Origin of the sequence: Mycobacteroides chelonae CCUG 47445 (assembly GCF_001632805.1) — a bacterium.
In the GTDB taxonomy this organism is placed as follows: Bacteria; Actinomycetota; Actinomycetes; order Mycobacteriales; family Mycobacteriaceae; genus Mycobacterium; species Mycobacterium chelonae.
In genome coordinates this window covers 2,245,317-2,263,928 of record NZ_CP007220.1, presented here as the reverse complement: position 1 = coordinate 2,263,928, position 18,612 = coordinate 2,245,317, and the positions used below count along the sequence as shown (strand labels likewise).

Annotated in this window: 13 protein-coding genes; 10 read left to right on the top strand and 3 right to left on the bottom strand. The window is 64.0% G+C overall.

Features of this window, described 5'->3' with window-relative positions; genetic code table 11:
- The first annotated feature begins 2 nt into the window (after nucleotides 1-2).
- The 10 genes from BB28_RS11105 (at nucleotide 3) to BB28_RS11060 (ending at nucleotide 12,753) form a co-directional block, all read left to right on the top strand.
- Nucleotides 3-1,211 (top strand): Dyp-type peroxidase, encoded by a 1,209-nt coding sequence (locus tag BB28_RS11105; RefSeq protein ID WP_046253558.1) that lies wholly within the window; start codon nucleotides 3-5, stop codon nucleotides 1,209-1,211.
- A 62-nt stretch (nucleotides 1,212-1,273) separates the two neighbouring features.
- Nucleotides 1,274-1,897, top strand: a complete 624-nt coding sequence (locus tag BB28_RS11100) for a MerR family transcriptional regulator (RefSeq protein WP_046253557.1) — start codon at nucleotides 1,274-1,276, stop codon at nucleotides 1,895-1,897.
- Nucleotides 1,898-1,900: 3 nt separating this feature from the next.
- On the top strand, nucleotides 1,901-3,544 hold the full coding sequence (locus BB28_RS11095) for an FUSC family protein (RefSeq protein WP_046253556.1): 1,644 nt from the start codon (nucleotides 1,901-1,903) through the stop codon (nucleotides 3,542-3,544).
- 276 nt (nucleotides 3,545-3,820) lie between these two features.
- On the top strand, nucleotides 3,821-4,315 hold the full coding sequence (gene ectA, locus BB28_RS11090; protein ID WP_263854230.1) for a diaminobutyrate acetyltransferase: 495 nt from the start codon (nucleotides 3,821-3,823) through the stop codon (nucleotides 4,313-4,315).
- Nucleotides 4,316-4,343: 28 nt separating this feature from the next.
- Nucleotides 4,344-5,621: a diaminobutyrate--2-oxoglutarate transaminase gene (ectB, locus tag BB28_RS11085; RefSeq protein WP_046253553.1), complete on the top strand. Its 1,278-nt coding sequence runs from the start codon at nucleotides 4,344-4,346 to the stop codon at nucleotides 5,619-5,621.
- A 39-nt stretch (nucleotides 5,622-5,660) separates the two neighbouring features.
- Complete coding sequence (locus tag BB28_RS11080; protein WP_030098119.1) at nucleotides 5,661-6,053, top strand: ectoine synthase; 393 nt, start codon at nucleotides 5,661-5,663, stop codon at nucleotides 6,051-6,053.
- The gene (gene thpD, locus BB28_RS11075; RefSeq protein ID WP_046253552.1) at nucleotides 6,050-6,958 is read left to right on the top strand and encodes an ectoine hydroxylase; all 909 of its coding nucleotides are present in this window, start codon (nucleotides 6,050-6,052) and stop codon (nucleotides 6,956-6,958) included. The genes BB28_RS11080 and thpD overlap by 4 nt, the downstream gene beginning before the upstream one ends.
- A gap of 74 nt (nucleotides 6,959-7,032) precedes the next feature.
- Nucleotides 7,033-8,328 (top strand): MFS transporter, encoded by a 1,296-nt coding sequence (locus BB28_RS11070; protein ID WP_046255744.1) that lies wholly within the window; start codon nucleotides 7,033-7,035, stop codon nucleotides 8,326-8,328.
- Nucleotides 8,329-8,422: 94 nt separating this feature from the next.
- Entirely contained in the window at nucleotides 8,423-11,005 is a 2,583-nt protein-coding gene (locus BB28_RS11065; RefSeq protein ID WP_064393457.1) for an ABC transporter ATP-binding protein/permease, read from the top strand.
- Entirely contained in the window at nucleotides 11,005-12,753 is a 1,749-nt protein-coding gene (locus tag BB28_RS11060) for an ABC transporter ATP-binding protein (RefSeq protein WP_064393456.1), read from the top strand. The genes BB28_RS11065 and BB28_RS11060 overlap by 1 nt, the downstream gene beginning before the upstream one ends.
- On the opposite strand, the gene BB28_RS11055 is transcribed toward BB28_RS11060, so the two are convergent.
- Genes BB28_RS11055 through BB28_RS11045 form a run of 3 tightly spaced genes read right to left on the bottom strand, consistent with a single transcriptional unit; the run spans nucleotide 12,754 to nucleotide 18,612 of the window.
- Nucleotides 12,754-12,969, bottom strand: coding sequence for an MbtH family protein (locus BB28_RS11055; protein ID WP_046253549.1), 216 nt, complete (start codon nucleotides 12,967-12,969; stop codon nucleotides 12,754-12,756). It abuts the gene before it with no gap.
- The gene (gene mbtG / locus BB28_RS11050; RefSeq protein WP_044104714.1) at nucleotides 12,950-14,239 is read right to left on the bottom strand and encodes an NADPH-dependent L-lysine N(6)-monooxygenase MbtG; all 1,290 of its coding nucleotides are present in this window, start codon (nucleotides 14,237-14,239) and stop codon (nucleotides 12,950-12,952) included. Before mbtG ends, BB28_RS11055 begins: the two co-directional genes overlap by 20 nt.
- Complete coding sequence (locus BB28_RS11045) at nucleotides 14,236-18,612, bottom strand: non-ribosomal peptide synthetase (protein ID WP_046253548.1); 4,377 nt, start codon at nucleotides 18,610-18,612, stop codon at nucleotides 14,236-14,238. Before BB28_RS11045 ends, mbtG begins: the two co-directional genes overlap by 4 nt.

Here is an 18,612-nt window from a genome sequence, read left to right as displayed (position 1 = left end):
GCATGACACCTCGTTCTCTGTCCCGACGGGGACTCATTGTCGGCGGCGGCGCAGCGGCCGCCCTCACCGCGGGCGCTGGGCTCTCGGCATGGTCGGCCCAGTCCCAAGCAGCACGGCCACAAGGCGCACCTGCTGTCGAACCGTTCCATGGAGAGCATCAGGCGGGGATCACCACCGCCCCGCAGTCGCACGCGTTGTTCCTCGCCCTGGATCTACTACCTGGCAGCAGCACAGACGAACAGTCGACTCAAGAGAATCTACGGTCGGTCTTACGTCTGTGGACCACCGACGCGGCCAGATTGACCCAGGGCCTGCCCGCTCTCGCCGACACCGAGCCGGAATTGGCAACGACCACAGCACGATTGACCATCACGACGGGCTTGGGCCCGTCGGTGTTCGCCAAGGCCGGCCTGGCCAACAGATGTCCCGCCTCGGCACGCGACTTCCCGGCGTTCGCCACCGACAAACTCGACAAACGTTGGTGCGGAGGAGATCTCCTGCTGCAGATTTGCGCCGACGACATGCTGGTGGTGGCGCATGCGGCGCGGGTTCTCTTGAAGAATGTGCGCTCGCTAGCCACCGAACGCTGGCGCCAGACCGGATTCCGGACACCACGCGCGGAAGATTCCTCTGGGGGCACCATGCGCAACCTCATGGGACAAGTCGACGGCACGGTGAACCCCACCGTGCCCGAGCTCGACACTCTGCTGTGGCACCAGGGCGATGATCATCAATGGCTCAGGGGCGGAACGCTTTTGGTCCTGCGCAGGATCACCATGGACCTGGACGGATGGGACCAGCTAGACGTCAAGCTCCGCGACCTGGTGATGGGCCGGCGAGCAGCCAACGGTGCGCCACTGACCGGCGAGAAGGAATCCGACGAACCCGACCTGGAGATGACCCGTGGTGGCATCCCCGTAATACCGGCGACCTCACATGTCGCCCTGGCCCGCCACCGCAATCCGCACGAGAAATTCCTGCGCCGTCCGTACAACTTCGACGACGCTCCGCTGCCCGGCTCTTCGTCGAACTCGGGCCTGATTTTCGCCGCCTATCAACGTGATATCGCCACGCAGTTCGTCCCGGTTCAGCGACGGTTGGCCGAACGCGACGAGTTCAATCAGTGGAACACCGCAGTCGGATCTGCCGTCTTCGTCATGCCGCCGGGCACCGCTGAGGACGGATATCTCGGCCGGACACTGCTTGACTAGTGCGTCGCTCACACCCCCTTGCAAGTTAGGTTTACCTAAGTTTCAATGGTGAAGTGAGCTTGATGTCCAGACCAGCACCCACCGAACCCACCGTGAACATCGGCGAGGCCGCGGCCCTCTACGGCCTCAGTCCGTCGACCCTGCGGTGGTGGGAGAAGCAGGGCGTCTTGAATTCGCCGGTACAGCACAGCGGACGCCGCACCTACACCGAACGAGACCTGCGGCGCATCGGCATCGCATACCTGTGCTGCATCACCGGGATGATGCCGCTGCGCCAGGCGGCCGTCGTGACATCGCATTCGGCGCAACCAGATACCTGGCGCGTCGCGGTCACCGAACAGGTCGCCGAGATCTCCACGCGTATCGAACAGCTCAATCGCGCACGCGAATACCTGAACCACCTGCTGTCCTGCCAGAACGAGGACATCGTCGATTGCCCCTATCTCGATGGTGAGCTCCGCATCCGCACCCCCCGTGGCCGCGCTGCCGGCAATAACCTGGTATCCGCGGCGCGCGGCACCTGTTACGAATCCCCTTCAGTTCGTGACGAAATACCCGCCGAGATGCACACGAGCTGCGATTTCTGCGGCTCCGAGCTGATCACGCACGGGAAGGGACGGCCTGCACGCTACTGCTCCCCCGCCTGCAAACAGCGCGCCTACCGGCAGCGGCACGGTATGAAATGACGTGTGACCCCGTCCGCGCCTGAATCGCCGGATCCGCTGCCGCAGATCGCCCGGGCCCGTTCCATCCTGTTCTCCGCGCCGCCGGCGGGCAGGCGGTGGAGCATCGGCTTACGCGCCGGCGCCGCCGTCGCCGTTCCCGGGGCGCTCGTGGTGGCCGCCGGGTATCCGAATGCGGCACTCTATGTCACCTACGGCGCCTTCGCCGTCCTCTACGGCGAGGGACGCCCGTACCGGGTACGTGCCGCCGTCGTCGCCACCGCGGGAGCGGCGCTGCTTCTTATCGCAATGCTCGGCGCCGTCGTCGGCACCCATGCCCCCGGCGGCGTCGCCAACAAGGTGGCCATCATCCTCACTCTGACGGCCGTCGCGGTCCCGGTCGTGTACACCGTGGACGCGCTTCGGCTTGGTCCGCCGGGTGCCCTGTTCTTCGTGCTGGTGTGCGGCGGCGCGCTCGGCGCGACCGAATGGGGTGTGGATCCGATCAAGATTCTTGTCTGCGCAAGCCTGGGAGCCGTTGCAGCGGTGGCTGTTTCGATGGTCGGTGCCGTGGTTGACCTTCACAAACCGGAACGTGTCGCCGTGCAGAGGGCAGTCGATGCGGTTGACGGCTACGCACAGCCAGGCAACGCGACGGTCGACGCACGCCACGCCGCGGGACTGGCGATCTCCTCAGCCTGGACCGCCCTGCATGACGCGGGAATCTCCACCCGGTCGGATTCGCCCCTGGTGGCCACGATGCTCGACACCCATCGTCGGTTCACCGAAACCGCCGTCGGCACCAAGATGGTGCTCGATCACGTCATCCCGGGCGACCACGTCCTGGTGGTCCGGCCCAGTATTTGGTACCGGTTGCGCCGCTCGGTGCGGTTCCGTTCACACGCCACCATCACCGCCGGACGCGTCGGCATCGCCTGCCTTGGCGCCGGAGTCATCAGTTCCGCTGTCGGGCTGACACGCCCGCAATGGGCGATCCTGAGCGCTCTCGTGATCGTCCATCTGGGTCCGGACCGGCTACACGGAACGGTGCGCGGACTACACCGCTTCGCGGGAACGGTGATCGGGCTCGGCCTCTTCGCAGTGCTGTACCAGCTTTCCCTCACCGGGTACGCGCTCATCGCCGCCATCGCGACATTGCAGTTCTGCACCGAGCTTTTCCTGCCACGCAACTACGCCGTCGCCGTCATGTTCGTGACGCCCATCGCACTGCTGTCGGCGGGCGTGGTCACCTTGCACGGGTCCGTCACCTCGATCGTGCGCGACCGCCTCGCGGAGACGCTGATCGGTGTCGCCGTCGCCATGGCGTCCATGTATCTGATCGCGCCGCGTGCCCATCGCCGGACCTTCACATTCACCGAGGCCCGGATCCGACAGGCGGCATTGGCTCTGGTCGCGAGTGCCCGCGTGCAGCCCGCCCACGACGCGGCGTACGCAGAAGCACGCGACCTATCCTTCGAACTCGAGGGCGCTATCCGGGCGGGCGTTCACAGCGCACACAACGAGCCCGACTGGCTGCAGGCCCACTGGCCCGCACACGCCGCACTCATTCACCACGGATACGACCTGGTGGCCGCCTGCTGGGCCACTCCTCCCGGCGCGATGCTCGCCGACCCCGACCGCTGGGAGCGCTGCTTCAGCAGCAAGGACTGAATTTTGCCGGGCAATCTCGAGGCACATTCGTCAAGATCCCGTCAAGTTCTCATGGTCCCACAATAATGTGACGAGGGTCACATCAGGTGGATACCCTCGGCAAACGCTATGAGTTGACCCGCATCGCTGGTGCCGGTCCTGGCCATTCGGGTGTCAATGTGGTTACGGTCGAACGGTACGAAACCCGAGTTGATACGAAACATGTTGTGGTGATGGTGATTTTTAGTGGTCGATACTGAATTACAGACTGAAAAAGGTTGCACCCCTGTGTGGTCGATTGGCCACCCAACGCAGTCGGATGCTCGCCACATGTGGCGCATCGCACGCGACTCCGGCGTATTGGATGTCAATTCTTCATACGCATACCTGTTGTGGTGCACCGACTTTCCTTCTACGGCCGCCGTCGCACGTGTTGACGACAAGACAATCGGATTCGTCACCGGATACCTCAGGCCGTCTGGATCACTGATGATCTGGCAGGTCGGGGTCGATGCGGCACACCGTGGGAAAGGACTCGCCGCCAGCATGCTGGCCTGGCTCGCAGACTCTCTCGCGACCCTGCAGGGTGAACCCCTGGTTATGGAAACCACTGTTACACAGTCTAATACCGCTTCGCGTGCGTTATTCGCCGGATTTGCCCGCCGGCGGGATATGGAGCTCACCGAGTCCACAGGATTCGGCGAGGACCTCTTTCCCGATGCACATGAGGCAGAGCCGCTATTGCGGCTCACTCCGCTGGAACCACATAAAACACCCAGCCACAGTGCCTAAAAACATTGGGCCGAAAGGGGATACAGAAATGACCGCCATCTTGCCCGCTCAGGAAGCTGGGCTGCCGAAGGTCATCAACGAACGTGAATCCGAGGTGCGGAGCTATTGCCGCAGCTGGCCCACCACCTTCGCCTCCGCCTCCGGATCCTGGCTCACCGACACCGCCGGTGAGCGTTACCTGGACTTCTTCTCCGGTGCGGGCGCGCTCAACTACGGGCATAACAACCCGGTGCTCAAGACCGCCCTCATCGACTACTTGACGACCGACGGTGTGGTGCACGGTCTGGACATGGCCACCGTGGCCAAGCAGCACTTCCTTGAGGAGTTCGAGCGCACCATCCTGGAGCCGCGCGGCATGGACTACAAGGTCCAGTTCCCCGGCCCCACCGGAACCAACGCCGTAGAGGCCGCGCTCAAGCTGGCGCGGAACATCACCGGGCGCGAATCGATCATCAGCTTCACCAATGCCTTCCATGGAATGACACTGGGATCGCTGGCCGTGACGGGAAATTCCATGAAGCGGGCGGGGGCGGGCGTGCCGCTGGTGCATTCCACCCCTATGCCGTACGACAACTACTTCGGTGGTGTCACCGAAGATTTCCAGTGGTTTGAGAAGGTGCTCGACGACGAAGGCGGCGGACTCAACAAGCCTGCCGCGGTGATCGTTGAAACCGTGCAGGGCGAGGGGGGAGTCAACGTCGCTCGCGCCGAGTGGCTACGCGCGCTATCAGATCTGTGCCGCGCGCGCGAAATCTTACTGATCGTTGATGACGTTCAGATGGGTTGCGGCCGAACGGGTGCCTTCTTCTCCTTCGAAGATGCGGGCATCCGTCCGGACATCGTGACGCTGTCCAAGTCGATCAGCGGATACGGCCTGCCGATGGCACTGACCCTGATACGCCCCGATCTCGACCAGTGGGCCCCGGGTGAGCACAACGGCACCTTCCGTGGGAACAACCCCGCCTTCGTGACCGCCACCGCAACGCTGCAGAAGTATTGGCGGGATAGCACATTCAGCGATGACGTGCGCCGCAAGGGGGACCGACTCCACAGTGAGCTGTCCGCACTGGTCGCCGACGACGACTCGGTAACCGTGCGTGGCCGCGGCATGGTGCAGGGCATTGCCTTTGCCGATGCCGAGCGGGGCTCTCGAGTGAGCAAGGCCGCGTTCGAGCGGAACCTGTTGGTGGAGACTTCGGGCCCCAAGGACGAGGTCGTCAAGCTGCTTCCCGCGCTGACCACCACCGACGAGCAGCTCGACATCGGCATCGCCACCTTGCGTGATGCCATCGCCGAATCCGCCTGATTCCGTACAGAATCCAATCGATCGAGAGAGGAAACTATCGTGATCGTCCGTACTACCCAGCAGATCACGGGTACCGAACGCGATGTCAGCGGCGAAGGCTGGCATAGCAAGCGGATCGTGCTGGCAGATGACGGCGTCGGGTTCTCCTTCCACGAGACCACCATTGACGCGGGCACTGTCCACGTCTTCCATTACCAGCATCACATCGAGGCGGTGTGGCTTACCGCCGGTACCGGTACGTTGACCAACCTGGAGAACGGTGAACTGTTCACACTCGGGCCGGGCAGCATGTATCTGCTCAACGGCAATGAGCGACACCAGCTTTCCGCCGATACCCAGATGCGCATGATGTGTGTGTTCAATCCTCCTGTCACCGGGCGGGAGGTCCACGACGAGTCCGGCGCATACCCTGCCGCGCCTGCGCTCTCATGAGTGCCCCCGCGATCGTCGATCGCTACCCCAGCCGTCTCGAAACCGAACAGCCTCCGATCATCAGGACGGAGCCTGTGGTGTGGGGCGCCATGGGCGAGGGGCCCCTGGCCCCGCCGGCGCTCACGCAGATGTCTGAGCAGGGATTCCTGATCAGACCGAGCACCGTCGACGACATGACGGTATCCACCCTGCGCAACGAAATCGACAGAGTGCCATCGCAATTGGGCGACGATCCACGGATCATCCGGGAGGCCGGATCGCATGAGGTGCGGTCCATCTTCGAGGCGCACGTCCTGAGCTCGGTAGTCATGGACGTCGCGTGCTCGCCGGGCGTGCTTGACGTCGCCGAGCAGCTACTGGGCGGGCCGGTCTACCTGCATCAATCGCGCATCAATGCGATGCCCGCATTCAGAGGACGCGGCTTCTACTGGCATTCGGATTTCGAGACCTGGCACACCGAAGACGGACTCCCCCAGATGCGCACCGTGTCCTGCTCAATCGCGTTGACCGTCAACGTCGCCTATAACGGCACGCTGCAGGTCATGCCGGGCACCCACCGGACCTTCTACCCATGCGTCGGTGCCACCCCGCACGAAAACCATCGGAAATCTCTGGTGGAGCAAGAGGTTGGCGTTCCATCCACCCACACCCTCGCCGAGGCCGCCCTCACCAGCGGTATCGAACTGTTCCTCGGGCAACCGGGTGATGCGCTGTGGTTCGACTGCAACCTGATGCACGGGTCGGGATCGAACATCAGCCCGTACCCGCGCTCGAACGTCTTCCTGGTGTTCAACTCGGTGGAGAACGCGCCAGAGCGCCCCTTCGCCGGATCGGAGCCTCGTCCGGAGTACATCGCTGCGCGGACATTCACGCCACTCACCGGTCGACCGCCGAGTATTCGCTGATGACGACCGTCGGCCCGGACTTCCAGTCACCCACGGGTCGGCGGCAGTTGCACCGGGCCATTGCGGCATCGGCCATGGGAAACGCCACGGAGTGGTACGACTATGGCGTCTATGCGGCTACAACCACCTTCCTGACGCAGGCGTTCTTCCCGACCCTGGGCACCGCGTTCACGATGCTCGGATACGCGATCTCGTTCCTGCTGCGGCCCCTCGGCGGGATGATCTGGGGCCCATTGGGCGACAGGTTGGGCCGTAAAAGCGTCATGGCCATCACCATCGTGCTGATGGCGCTGTCCACCACACTCATCGGTGTGCTGCCCAGCTGGGCGACAATCGGTGCCGCCGCGCCTGCTCTGATGATCCTGCTGCGGGTCATCCAAGGTTTCTCCACCGGCGGCGAATATGGCGGCGCGGCCACGTTTATGGCCGAGTTCGCGCCCGATAAGAAACGCGGCAAGTACGGTTCATTTCTCGAGTTCGGCACCTTGGGCGGTTTTGCAACAGGCGCCGCCTTCGTCCTGGTCCTCGATGCCACCCTCAGCGCGCAGGACATGCACTCCTGGGGCTGGCGCATTCCGTTCCTCATCGCGCTCCCGATGGGCCTCATCGGTTGGTATCTACGGAGCCGCCTCGATGATCCACCCTTGTTCAAGGAGATGCAGGAGCACGAGCCGCAGGGCCAGGAGACTGCGTTTGAGCGGCTCAAGGATCTGGTGCGTGACTACAAACGCCCCATGATCGTGATGATGCTGCTGGTCATCGCGCTGAACATCACCAATTACACCCTGCTGAGCTATCAGCCGACCTACCTGAAGACCCGGCTCGGGATGAGTGAGACCGAAGGGCAGATGGTCGTCCTCATCGGCGAGGTCGCCATGATGGCATTTCTACCCTTCTGCGGCGCACTCTCCGACCGCGTCGGACGCAAACCCATGTGGCTGTTCTCCCTGATCGGGCTTCTTGTCCTCGCGTTGCCTATGTTCTGGCTCATGGGGCAGGGATTCGCTTGGGCAATAGTCGGTTTCGCGGTGCTCGGGTTGCTGTATATACCGCAGCTCTCCACCATCACCGCGACCTTCCCCTGCATGTTTCCCACCCAGGTGCGATACGCGGGCTTTGCGATTTCCTACAACATATCGACCGCCGCGTTCGGCGGTACTGCGCCACTGGTGAACGACCTCATGGTCGATGCGACCGGATGGGATCTCTTCCCCGCCGCCTACCTGATGCTGGCCTGCGCCGTCGGGCTATGCGCCCTACCTTTCCTCATCGAGACGGCCGGGGCCTCGATCGCCGGAACAGATATCCCCTGCGCGGATCCCGATGAGGCCGAAACAGCCCCACCGGACGACGTCACCGTTCGCGCCTGACCCCGTCCGCACCCCTTAGGTTAGGATGGGCTAAGTACATGGCCCGGGTGTGTCGGCCGGAGCCACGCAGAGCACAAACAAAGGTCACATCAGCATGGGTAGAGGTTTCCAGGGTGCGGTGCTGCGCGGGCTTGGGGCGCGTGATCACGTAGCCACTGTCGTCGGTACCAGTCAGGTCGCACCGAATTGTGTGCGACTGACGATGTCGGCACCCACCCTTTTCGAGGACCTGCTACACACGCCGGCCGAATGGCTGCGGTTCTGGTTCCCTGATCCCGAGGGTGGCGCCACTGAGCATCAGCGGGCGTACACGATCGTCTCCACGGATGCCGAGGTCGGCGAGTTCGCGATCGATGTGGTGATCCACGAGCCCGCCGGGCCCGCCTGCCGGTGGGCGGGGGCGGCCCAGCCCGGAATGACCATTCCGGTAGTGGCTTTCGGCTCAGCACGTTTTGAGGTTCCCGAGGATCTTCCGGCCGGATTCCTGCTGATCGGCGATTCGGCGTCTATCCCGGCGATCAACTCCATCCTGGCCGCGCTGCCCGCCGATGTGGATGTCGAGGTCTATCTGGAACGCCACAGCCCCGACGATGAGCTCATCCCGCTGACCGAGCATCCCCGGCGGGTTCTGCACTGGGTGGACCGCGTCGATGAAACCTCACTGGCGGGCGCGATCGAGGCCCGTGACTGGTCCAACTGGTACGCCTGGGCCGGCTCGGAGGGGGGCTCGCTCAAACATCTGCGCAAGCGCCTCAAAGAACAATTCGGATTCCCCAAGGCCGACGTGCATGCCGCCGCCTACTGGACCTTCGGGCGCGCCATGGGCAGCCGCCGCGGAGACACCGATACTCAGCAGGCACCCGTCGCGAAGCCCGCTGCTCCCAAGCCCGCCGCCGAGAATCCTGCCGCTCCCCCCGAACCTGCAGTGCCCCAAGGCCGCTGGCGTTCGCAGGCTGCCGGGGAATTGTTGGCGCCGGTCAAGAAGCAGATGATCGCCGGTGGTGTGCTGCAGGCGATCATCACCATGGTCGAGCTGGCACCGTTCGTGGTGCTCGTCGAGCTCACCCGCCAGCTGCTGGCCGGGGCCGACGAATCCCGCCTATGGCACACCGGATTCATCTTCCTGACACTGCTGGTACTCGGCGCCGCTCTCGGCGCGGCCCTCACCGTCTGGATGCACGTCGTCGAAATACGGTTCAGCGCCGATGTTCGGCAACGGCTCCTGTCGAAGCTCTCTCGGGTTCCGTTGGGGTGGTTCACGCAACGCGGTTCCGGATCGGTCAAGAAGCTGATTCAGGACGACACCTTGTCGCTGCATTATCTGATCACTCACGCGATCCCCGATGCGGTGGCCGCCGTCGTGGGGCCGGTGGCGGTGCTGATCTACCTCTTCGCCGTCGACTGGCGCCTTGCACTCGTGCTTCTCATCCCCATTCTGATCTACCTCGTGACGACGGCGACCATGATGTTCCAGAGCGGCCCGAAGATCATTGAGGCCTCGCGCTGGAGCGAGCGGATGAGCGGAGAATCGGCCGCCTATCTTGAAGGCCAGCCGGTGATCCGGATCTTCGGCGGCTCGGCAGCGTCCTCGTTCAAGCGCAAGCTGGACGGATACCTGTCCTTCCTCAATGAATGGCAACAGCCCTTCATCGGGAAGAAGACCTTTATGGATCTGGTTACCCGGCCCACCACGTTCCTGTGGTTGATCGCCGGGGCCGGCACCTTGTTTGTCGTCGCGGGGGCCATGGAGCCCACTACCCTGCTGCCATTCCTGGTGCTCGGCACCACCTTCGGCACCCGCCTGCTGGGAATCGCCTACGGCCTCGGCGGTATTCGTGGTGGCGTGGAGGCCGCGCGGCATATCGCGGTTGCCCTCGGCGAGACCGAATTGACCGAGCAGGCTTCCGAGGGGCATGCCGGGGAGACGTCGGTCTCGTTTGATGCGGTGACGTTTGGGTATCGGCCGGGGGTGCCGGTTATTCATGGTGTGGATCTGAGGTTGCGGCCGGGAACTGTGACGGCGCTGGTGGGTCCGTCCGGCTCGGGTAAATCGACGTTGGCTTCGCTGCTGGCACGTTTCCATGACGTCGATGGCGGTGCTATCTGCATCGATGGCACCGATATTCGTGCCCTGAGCGCCGATGAGCTCTACACCAAGGTCGGATTCGTGTTCCAGGACGTGCAACTGGTCGCCGGAACCGTCCGCGAAAACATCGCACTGGCCCGCCCCGAAGCCACCGACACCCAGATCCACACCGCCGCCCGCGACGCACAGATCCATGAACGAATCCTGCGGCTACCCAACGGCTATGACACCGTCCTGGACACCAACACCCAACTGTCCGGCGGCGAAAAACAACGCCTCACCATCGCCCGCGCCCTGCTGGCCGACACCCCCATCCTGATCCTGGACGAAGCCACCGCCTTCGCCGACCCCGAATCAGAATATTTGGTGCAACAAGCCCTGGGCCGGCTCGTTCACAACCGCACCGTGCTCGTCATCGCCCACCGACTACACACCATCGCCGACGCCGACCAGATCGTGGTCCTGGACCAGGGCCACCTCGTAGAAACCGGCACCCACACGCAGCTGCTATCCAACAACGGGCGCTACCGGCGCTTGTGGGACGCACGCCTGCAAGAACCCTCGAGCGTCCTTGCCGGAGAGAACATCTGATGCTGACCCACCTGATCCGCCTCATCCCACCCGCACACCGCAACTCCCTCTACACCTACAGCGCACTCTCAGTGCTATCCGTAGTACTTCGCGCCGCGGGCTGTCTGCTGCTCGTGCCGCTGCTCGGCGCCCTGTTCAGCACCACCCCCACCGACGCACTGCCCTGGCTCGCCGTGCTCACCGCGGTCACCGTCGGCGGCTGGATCGTGGACACCGCGCTGGCCCGCATCGGCTACCGCATCGGATTCGCCCTGCTCAACGACTCACAACACCAAGTCGCCGACCGGCTCACCCACATCCCACTGAGCTGGTTCACCGCCGAACGCACCGCCATGGCCCGCCAAGCCATCTCCTCCGGCGGCCCCGACCTCGTGGGATTCATCGCCAACCTCCTGACCCCAATGATCGGCGCAGCACTACTACCGGCAGCCATCACCATCGGGCTGTTTTTCATCTCGTGGAAGCTGGGCGTTGCGGCGCTCATTACCCTGCCGCTGCTCCTGGGTACGTTGCTGGCCAGTATCCGCATCGTGCGCGCCGCCGACGAAGCAGACACGAAGGCGCACAGCGCACTGACCGAACGCATCCTGGAATTCGCACGCACCCAAGCCGCGCTGCGGGCGAACCGTCGTGTCAGCCCTGCGCGCAGTCAGGCCGGCGAGGCGGTGGCCGTGGCTCGCGGTGCGACCATGCGGCTCTTGCTGTTTCAGATCCCCGGTCAGCTGCTGTTCAGCATCGTCAGCCAGATCGCCCTCATCCTGCTGGCCGGCACCGCCACGGTTTTGGCGGTGCGCGGGGAGATCGGGGCGCCCGAAGCCGTCGCACTCATGGTGATCGTGGTGCGATTCCTGGAACCATTCACCGTGCTGGCGGGCCTGGGCGGGGCGGTCGAGAACTCGCGCGCCATATTCGAGCGCCTCAACACCATCATCACCACCGACGCCGCCGACCAGCCCGGGGATGCCGTCGCATCCGCCGATACCCCCGCCCCACGCATCGAATTCCGCAACGTCACCTTCCGCTACGACAGCACCAGCGAACACGTCCTCAACGACATCAACTTCATCCTGGAACCAGGTGCCACCACCGCCGTCATCGGGCCATCTGGATCCGGGAAAAGCACCATCCTCGCGCTCATCGCCGGACTGCAACAACCAGAAAGCGGCCAAATCCTCATCGACGGAACCGATGTCGCAACATTGGACACCGCCAGCCGCCGTGCCCTGGTCAGCATGGTCTTCCAGCACCCCTACCTCTTCGATGGGCCTATCCGCGACAACGTTCTCGTCGGGCATCCCACGGCCGCTGACGAGGAGGCGCGCGGGGCGATGGCGCTGGCTCGGGTGAACGAGATCATCGAACGGCTACCCGATGCCGAGCAGTCTCGTGTCGGCGAAGCCGGCACCGCACTATCCGGCGGTGAACGCCAACGCGTCAGCATCGCCCGCGCACTCATCAAACCCGCCCCCGTGCTGCTCATCGACGAAGCCACCAGCGCCCTGGACACCGAAAACGAAACCGCAATCACCGACGCCATCGGGAATGATCCGCGTCTTCGCACCCGGGTGATGATCGCTCACCGGCTCAGCGCGATCCGCAACGCCGATCACGTGCTCTTCATCGACAACGGCCACATCATCGAACAAGGCTCCATCACCGAACTCAGCTCTCTCGGAGGCCGTTTCTCAGAATTCTGGCGCCAGCAGGAATCCACCACCGGATGGCGCATCGCCGCAGCTACAAACTAGCTAGCTGCCCGCCATCGCGTCGCGGAGGCTCTTGGGCCGCATGTCGGTCCAGTGGGCCTCGATGTACTCGACGCAATCGGCACGCGAGGCCTCGCCAAAGGCCACGCGCCACTGCGCTGGCACCTCAATGGCCGTCGGCCACAGACTGTGCTGCTCCTCGTCGTTGACCAGTACGTAAAAGACGCCGCTCTCGTTATCAAATGGGTTGGTACTCACTTGTTTTCCTTTCGCGACGAGCCGATTCGGTACTGCTGTGCCCGCCGAGCACTCGATCGGACAACAATCCGAGACAGCTGAGATTGGGGAACCCCGGGCCCTGGGTCAGACCCGAGAGTGTCGGAAGGATGAGCTTAGGAGTCAGACCATTGACGGACAGGTCGTGGCCAAGGGATTCCTGCAAGACGTTACCGTCCACGGGGGCCCCCAGTTTCAGCTCCATGAGGTCAAGAGCGCTCTGGTCGAACAGCGGTAGGAACCACAATGCGTCGGCACCCGCCCCGTCGATCACCAGATCGAAGCCATGGACGGTTTCGGAGGGTTCGCCGGCACGGTCGCTGCGCAGCGTCAATCTGATCCGGTCTTCCAGGGCGACGGCATGGGCCACGCGGCCACGCAGATGGCGGATACGGTCGTCGGCCAACAGTGATTCCTGGACACGGGCCGAGAACACGCCGCGATCGGTGCGGTTCAACGCGTCGCGCCGTTCCTCCATGGTGTGGTGCAACCACCCGGTCGGATCGCTGAACAGCGCGTTCTCGAAGTACCCTTCGCCGCGGGTAAACAGTGTGACGCCGGGAGAGATCACGGTGATCGTCGAAACCCGGTGCCCGAAAAGCTCATTGAGCACTGAGGCGGCTGTCTCACCTCCGCCGATCACGGCGACACGCTCTGCGGTGAGGCGTGTTGATCCGGCGCAGCGGCGCCAGAATTCGGCGATCGACAAGACATTCGGGTGCTCGGGTAGCACAGAACGCTCCGGCTGCCCGGGCCCCGTCACCATGACCGCGTCGGCGGCAATGGAACAGTCGTTGGTACCCACAACCCATCTGTCGTCATCGATAGACAGACTGGTTACCTCGCCCTGAACCACCTTCATATCGACCGTGTTGGCCACCCACGTCAGGTAGTCAGCCCAGCGCTTGTGCGTTGGCGCGGGCTTGTCGCGGTCGACCCACTCGGCGAACTGGCCGGTGGCGATGAGGTAGGACTGCCAGCTCAGACGCATCATCCGGGCGTCGATCTCGGCGTTACGCCCCGGCACCACAGCAGATCGATACGGGAAACCCACATCTTTCTCGGGGCTGGTACCCAGCCGGTGCTGTCCATCCGTCCAGCCACCGCACGCCTGCCAGTTGGCACCGACCTGCTGACGTTCGATCGCCACCACATCGGGTACGTCGACCCCGCATTCACGCAGCACTGCCGCCTTCGCGGCAACCGCCACCGCCTTGGCTCCCGCGCCTATCACTGCCAATGTGGACGTCACCATAGCTCCTTCGCCAGAATCCCCAGCTGTTCGTGCCAAATCGATTGCAGCTCGGTAATCTCCGAGCGCTCGAGCACCTCCGGGACCGCCTGCCACAGCGTTCCGATGGACGGCCCCTCGGTGGTCCCTATGATCAGCACCGCAATGCTGAGCTCGTGACGCACCGCCGATTCCGGCTCGGGCACAGGCGAACCCGATACCGAAAGCAAGCCATCGCGGCGTAGGAGGTCGCCCTCGAATCCACGATCGTGTCCGAGGTAGTTCAACAGGATCTGCGGATCGCGATACTGCCGCAGCACCGCGCTGGTGTCGGCACGCAAGTATCGCAGTAGCCCGTAGTCGATGGTCCGTCCTGGCATCGCGCTGTGCTGCCGGGCGACTCGCTCCACCAAACCGCGCGGTCCGATCCCCAGCGGATCGGTGCCACCCACGCGTAGCGGATACGCCGTACCGAGCAGACCCACGGTTTCAGCAGTAGCGTCCCCACGTCCGGAGACCTGCACCGCCAGCAGCGTCTCGACCGCGGCTTGTCCGCGGCGGCGGCGCCACTGGGCCACGGTGCGTGCCGCTGCCGCCACCAGCAGTTGCTCCATCGGAATCCCCGAATTCAGCAGTACCGCACTGACATCGGCCGGCGCGGACTCGACGGTGACCGCCAAATCTGCTTCCCTATCGAGTTCGGGCTCTATTCGACGCGAACCAATTGGGGGATCCTCACCGTCCAGCTGGGCGATCCAGAACGGCAGGCTGCCCACATCCCGAGCCTCGGCGACCAACGCATTGGCCCATCGGCGGTAGCCGCCGCCGTTCTGAGTGCTGCGCGGCACATCACCCGCTACCAGCGACTGCCATCGAGATTCCAGCTCCTGCATGATGACTCGCCAGGAGGTGGGATCGGCGGCGAGCTGATGCACCACGAGGATAAGAACTCCGGACTCGCCTTCGGGGTGCAGCCATACCGCCGAGAGCATCCAACCCTGTTCAGGATCAAGCCGGTCCACCGCACGGCCGATCTCGGCACCCGCCGCGTCAGACGGATCCTCCGTAAGAATCTCGACCAATCGGAGAGACTGCCGCGTGCGCGGAACCAGCTCCAGGCGCTCGCGGTCAAGCCGGCTGCGCAGCACCTCGTGCTCCCCGACAACCGCATTGAGAAGTTCCTCCAGCGTGGATCGGGTAATGCCCTCGGGCAGCCAGAAGACGTGGGTTTCGGCCAGCCTGCGCGGGTTTCCATGCTCATAGAGGCGACGACCGCTGGGAAGCAACGGGATTGGCTCCCCTTCACGATCCTCGTCATCCGCGACGAGACCGCTACGACGCTGATCGACCAACTTGGCCAAGCCTGCGACAGTGCCCCGCTCCAAGATCTCGCGGATGTCCACCCCGACTCCGCACTCGGTCAGGATCGCCGCCGATAGCTTGCTCGCCAGCAGCGAATGGCCCCCGAGATCGACAAACGAGTCGTCCGCACCCACGGTCGCAACCCCGAGCAGGCGCGCATAAAGAGCTGCCACCTGTCGCTGAGTCGCGGTTTCCGGCTCCCGACGTCTGGTCACGGAACCGACCTCCGGTGCCGGCAGCGCGTCCCGATTGATCTTGCCGTGCCGAGTGATGGGCATCTCGTCGAGCACCACATACGCCGCGGGAATCATGAAGTCGGGCAAGGCAGCCGAAATCCTGGCACGGATCCGATCGAGATCGACTACGTGACCGCCGACCGGCGTCAGGTACGCAACAAGACGCTTGCCGACGTGCGGCGGCTCATCGACCACCACGAGCGCCTGGCTGACGCTCGGGTCTACCTCGATGGCCGAGGCGATCTCGCCGAGTTCGATACGGAACCCTCGGATCTTCACCTGCTCGTCAGCGCGACCGACAAACTCGATGTCTCCGTTCGCACTACGCCGCGCAAGATCACCGGACCGGTACATCCGCTGCCCGGGAACGAAGGGGTCGGCGATGAACCGCTGCGCGGTAAGTCCGGCGGCCCGATGATATCCGCGCGCCACATGCGTTCCGCCAATGTAGATCTCGCCGATGACCCCCACCGGCACCGGTCGCAGCGTCTGGTCCAGGATGTGAATCTGCGTGTTGATCTTGGGAGTGCCGATCGGAACGGTCCGCGTCCCCTGAATTCCGCGCACCTTGTACCGCGAGGCGTTGATGACGGTCTCAGTGGGACCATAAAAATTATGAAGCGACGCATCGAAAGTGGCGTGGAACTTGTCCGCGACCGGACCGGGCAACGCCTCACCACCCACCGGCACCCGGCGTAGCGACTTCCATTGCGTGACTCCGGGTAACGACAGCACCAGCCCCAGCAACGAGGGCACCATGTGCATCGAGGTAACGCCCTCGCTGTTCAACAGTTCCGTCAAGTACGCGACGTCACCGAGTGCGCCCGGACGCGGGATGACCAGCCGGCCGCCGCAGCTGAGGATGCCGAAAATCTCGCCCACCGATACGTCAAAGCTCGGCGACGCCACCTGCAGCACCCGATCGGATCCGCTAACCCGATACTCAGCACGGAACCAGTTGAAGTACTCGGTCAGCGGACGATGCGTGACCGTCACACCCTTGGGCAGGCCCGTTGAACCCGAGGTGTAGATGAGATAGGCGGCATTGTCGGCGGTCAGCGGCCGCACCCGGTCCGCATCGACCGGCTCACGGGGGTCGAACTGCCCAACACCGGTTACCGGCTCTCTGATGACTAATTTCGGCTGCGCATCGCTGAGAATGTGCGCGATGCGATCAGCGGGGTAATTCGGGTCAACGGGGACATAGACAGCACCGGCCTTTGCGATGGCGAGCGCGGTAATGATCAAATCCGGCGACTTGTCCAGCAGCACCGCGACATGATCTTCGGTACCGATCCCCTGACCAATAATCCAGTGTGCCAGCCGGTTCGCCAGTTCGTTGGTTTCCCGATATGAGTAGTGCCGCCCCTCGTAGACGAGAGCGGTGGCATCCGGCTGTGCGGCCGCGCGGGCGGCCACCAGCTCGCCGAGCGTAGTCGGCTCCGCCTCAAATAGTTCTCCGGACGACACCTCCCGCAGCCACTGTGCTTCGCGACCGTCCATGAGATCCAGACTGGCCAGCGGGCGGTTCGGATCGGCGAGCGCAGAGTCGAGCAGATTGGTGAAGTGACGGAGCATCTGCGTGGTCAAACGCTCGTCCAACACGTCTACCAGGTACTCGGCCACCACATCGGCGCCATCGGGCCCGGTTTCGACCCGCAGGCCAAGCGGCACGTATGCCACCTGCCCTTCCAATGATGCTCTTTCACAGTGGATTCCAGGTGGGCAGAACCGGGCGGCGGAATCGGCACCCATAGCGAAGCCCACGCGCGCGACCACGCGGTCCAGACTGACCCGTTGATGGGCAAACCCGTTCAGAGTGGTGCGATGTGCATTCGCCAGCAGATCCCGAAAGCTCTCACCGCTGTGCGGACGCATGCGGAGCGCGACTGTGTGCCCGAAGTGCCCGATACTGCCCTGCGCGTCAGCTTCCCGTGTCGGGACCGGCGCGGCCACCAGGAAATCTTCGGCATGTGTATACCGATGCAGCAGCGCTGAATACGCGGCCAATAACACCGCATACGGTGTGGTGTTTGACTCTTGGGCAAGTTGCTCGACGCGGCCCATGACCGAGGCCGAAAGGCGCGCCGTGCTACGTGCAGCCTTCCAGTCGCTCGCAGCCACCGAGCCATTAGCACCCGGAAGCTCCAGCGGCTCAGGAGGATTGGCCATCTCGTCACGCCAGTACTCGAGATCTGCCTGATCGGCCCCATCGTGCGGAGGCCGTATCGGTAGCGGTTCCGTGATCGCGCCATGTACGTACGCGGTAGTCAGATCGGCAAGGAACACCGACCAGGAGTCGTCGTCCCATGCGATGAGATGTGCGACGACGAGCATCACATGTTCTGCGGCGCCGGTGCGGATGACCGTGACACGCAACGGCGACTCCGCCGTCAGATCGATCGGAGTCGCGAATTCACGCTGCGCCAGCACGGCGAGCCGGAGCTGTTGCGATGTGCCCGCAAGATCGGACACGTCGTGCTCGATCCACCGAACCGGCAAGTCGTCGTGCGGGACCGCCACCGGATCGCCATCTGCGCCGGGGCGAAACGTCGTGCGCAAGGTTTCGTGGCGGGCCACCACCGCGGTGACGGCGGCCTGCAATCTCTCGATATCCACCTCGCCACTGAGCCGGTACGAACGGCACAGATTCATCAGCGCGGGCGTCACCCCGTGGGCGAACCATATACGGTGCTGCCCTGCGGACAGCCGTGGCGCGGCATCGGGATCCAGACCTGCCGACGCCCTTCGGCTGGTGACGTCCACCTCGACGCCACCATCGCTCACGGTGCGCAA

Bases quoted from the DNA above. Each gene is read 5' to 3' on its own strand.
- BB28_RS11070 (WP_046255744.1), top strand. From the start codon at position 7,033: ATGGGAAACGCCACGGAGTGGTACGACTATGGCGTCTATGCGGCTACA.
- thpD (WP_046253552.1), top strand. From the start codon at position 6,050: ATGAGTGCCCCCGCGATCGTCGATCGCTACCCCAGCCGTCTCGAAACC.
- ectB (WP_046253553.1), top strand. From the start codon at position 4,344: ATGACCGCCATCTTGCCCGCTCAGGAAGCTGGGCTGCCGAAGGTCATC.
- BB28_RS11065 (WP_064393457.1), top strand. From the start codon at position 8,423: ATGGGTAGAGGTTTCCAGGGTGCGGTGCTGCGCGGGCTTGGGGCGCGT.
- BB28_RS11105 (WP_046253558.1), top strand. From the start codon at position 3: ATGACACCTCGTTCTCTGTCCCGACGGGGACTCATTGTCGGCGGCGGC.
- BB28_RS11100 (WP_046253557.1), top strand. From the start codon at position 1,274: ATGTCCAGACCAGCACCCACCGAACCCACCGTGAACATCGGCGAGGCC.
- BB28_RS11060 (WP_064393456.1), top strand. From the start codon at position 11,005: ATGCTGACCCACCTGATCCGCCTCATCCCACCCGCACACCGCAACTCC.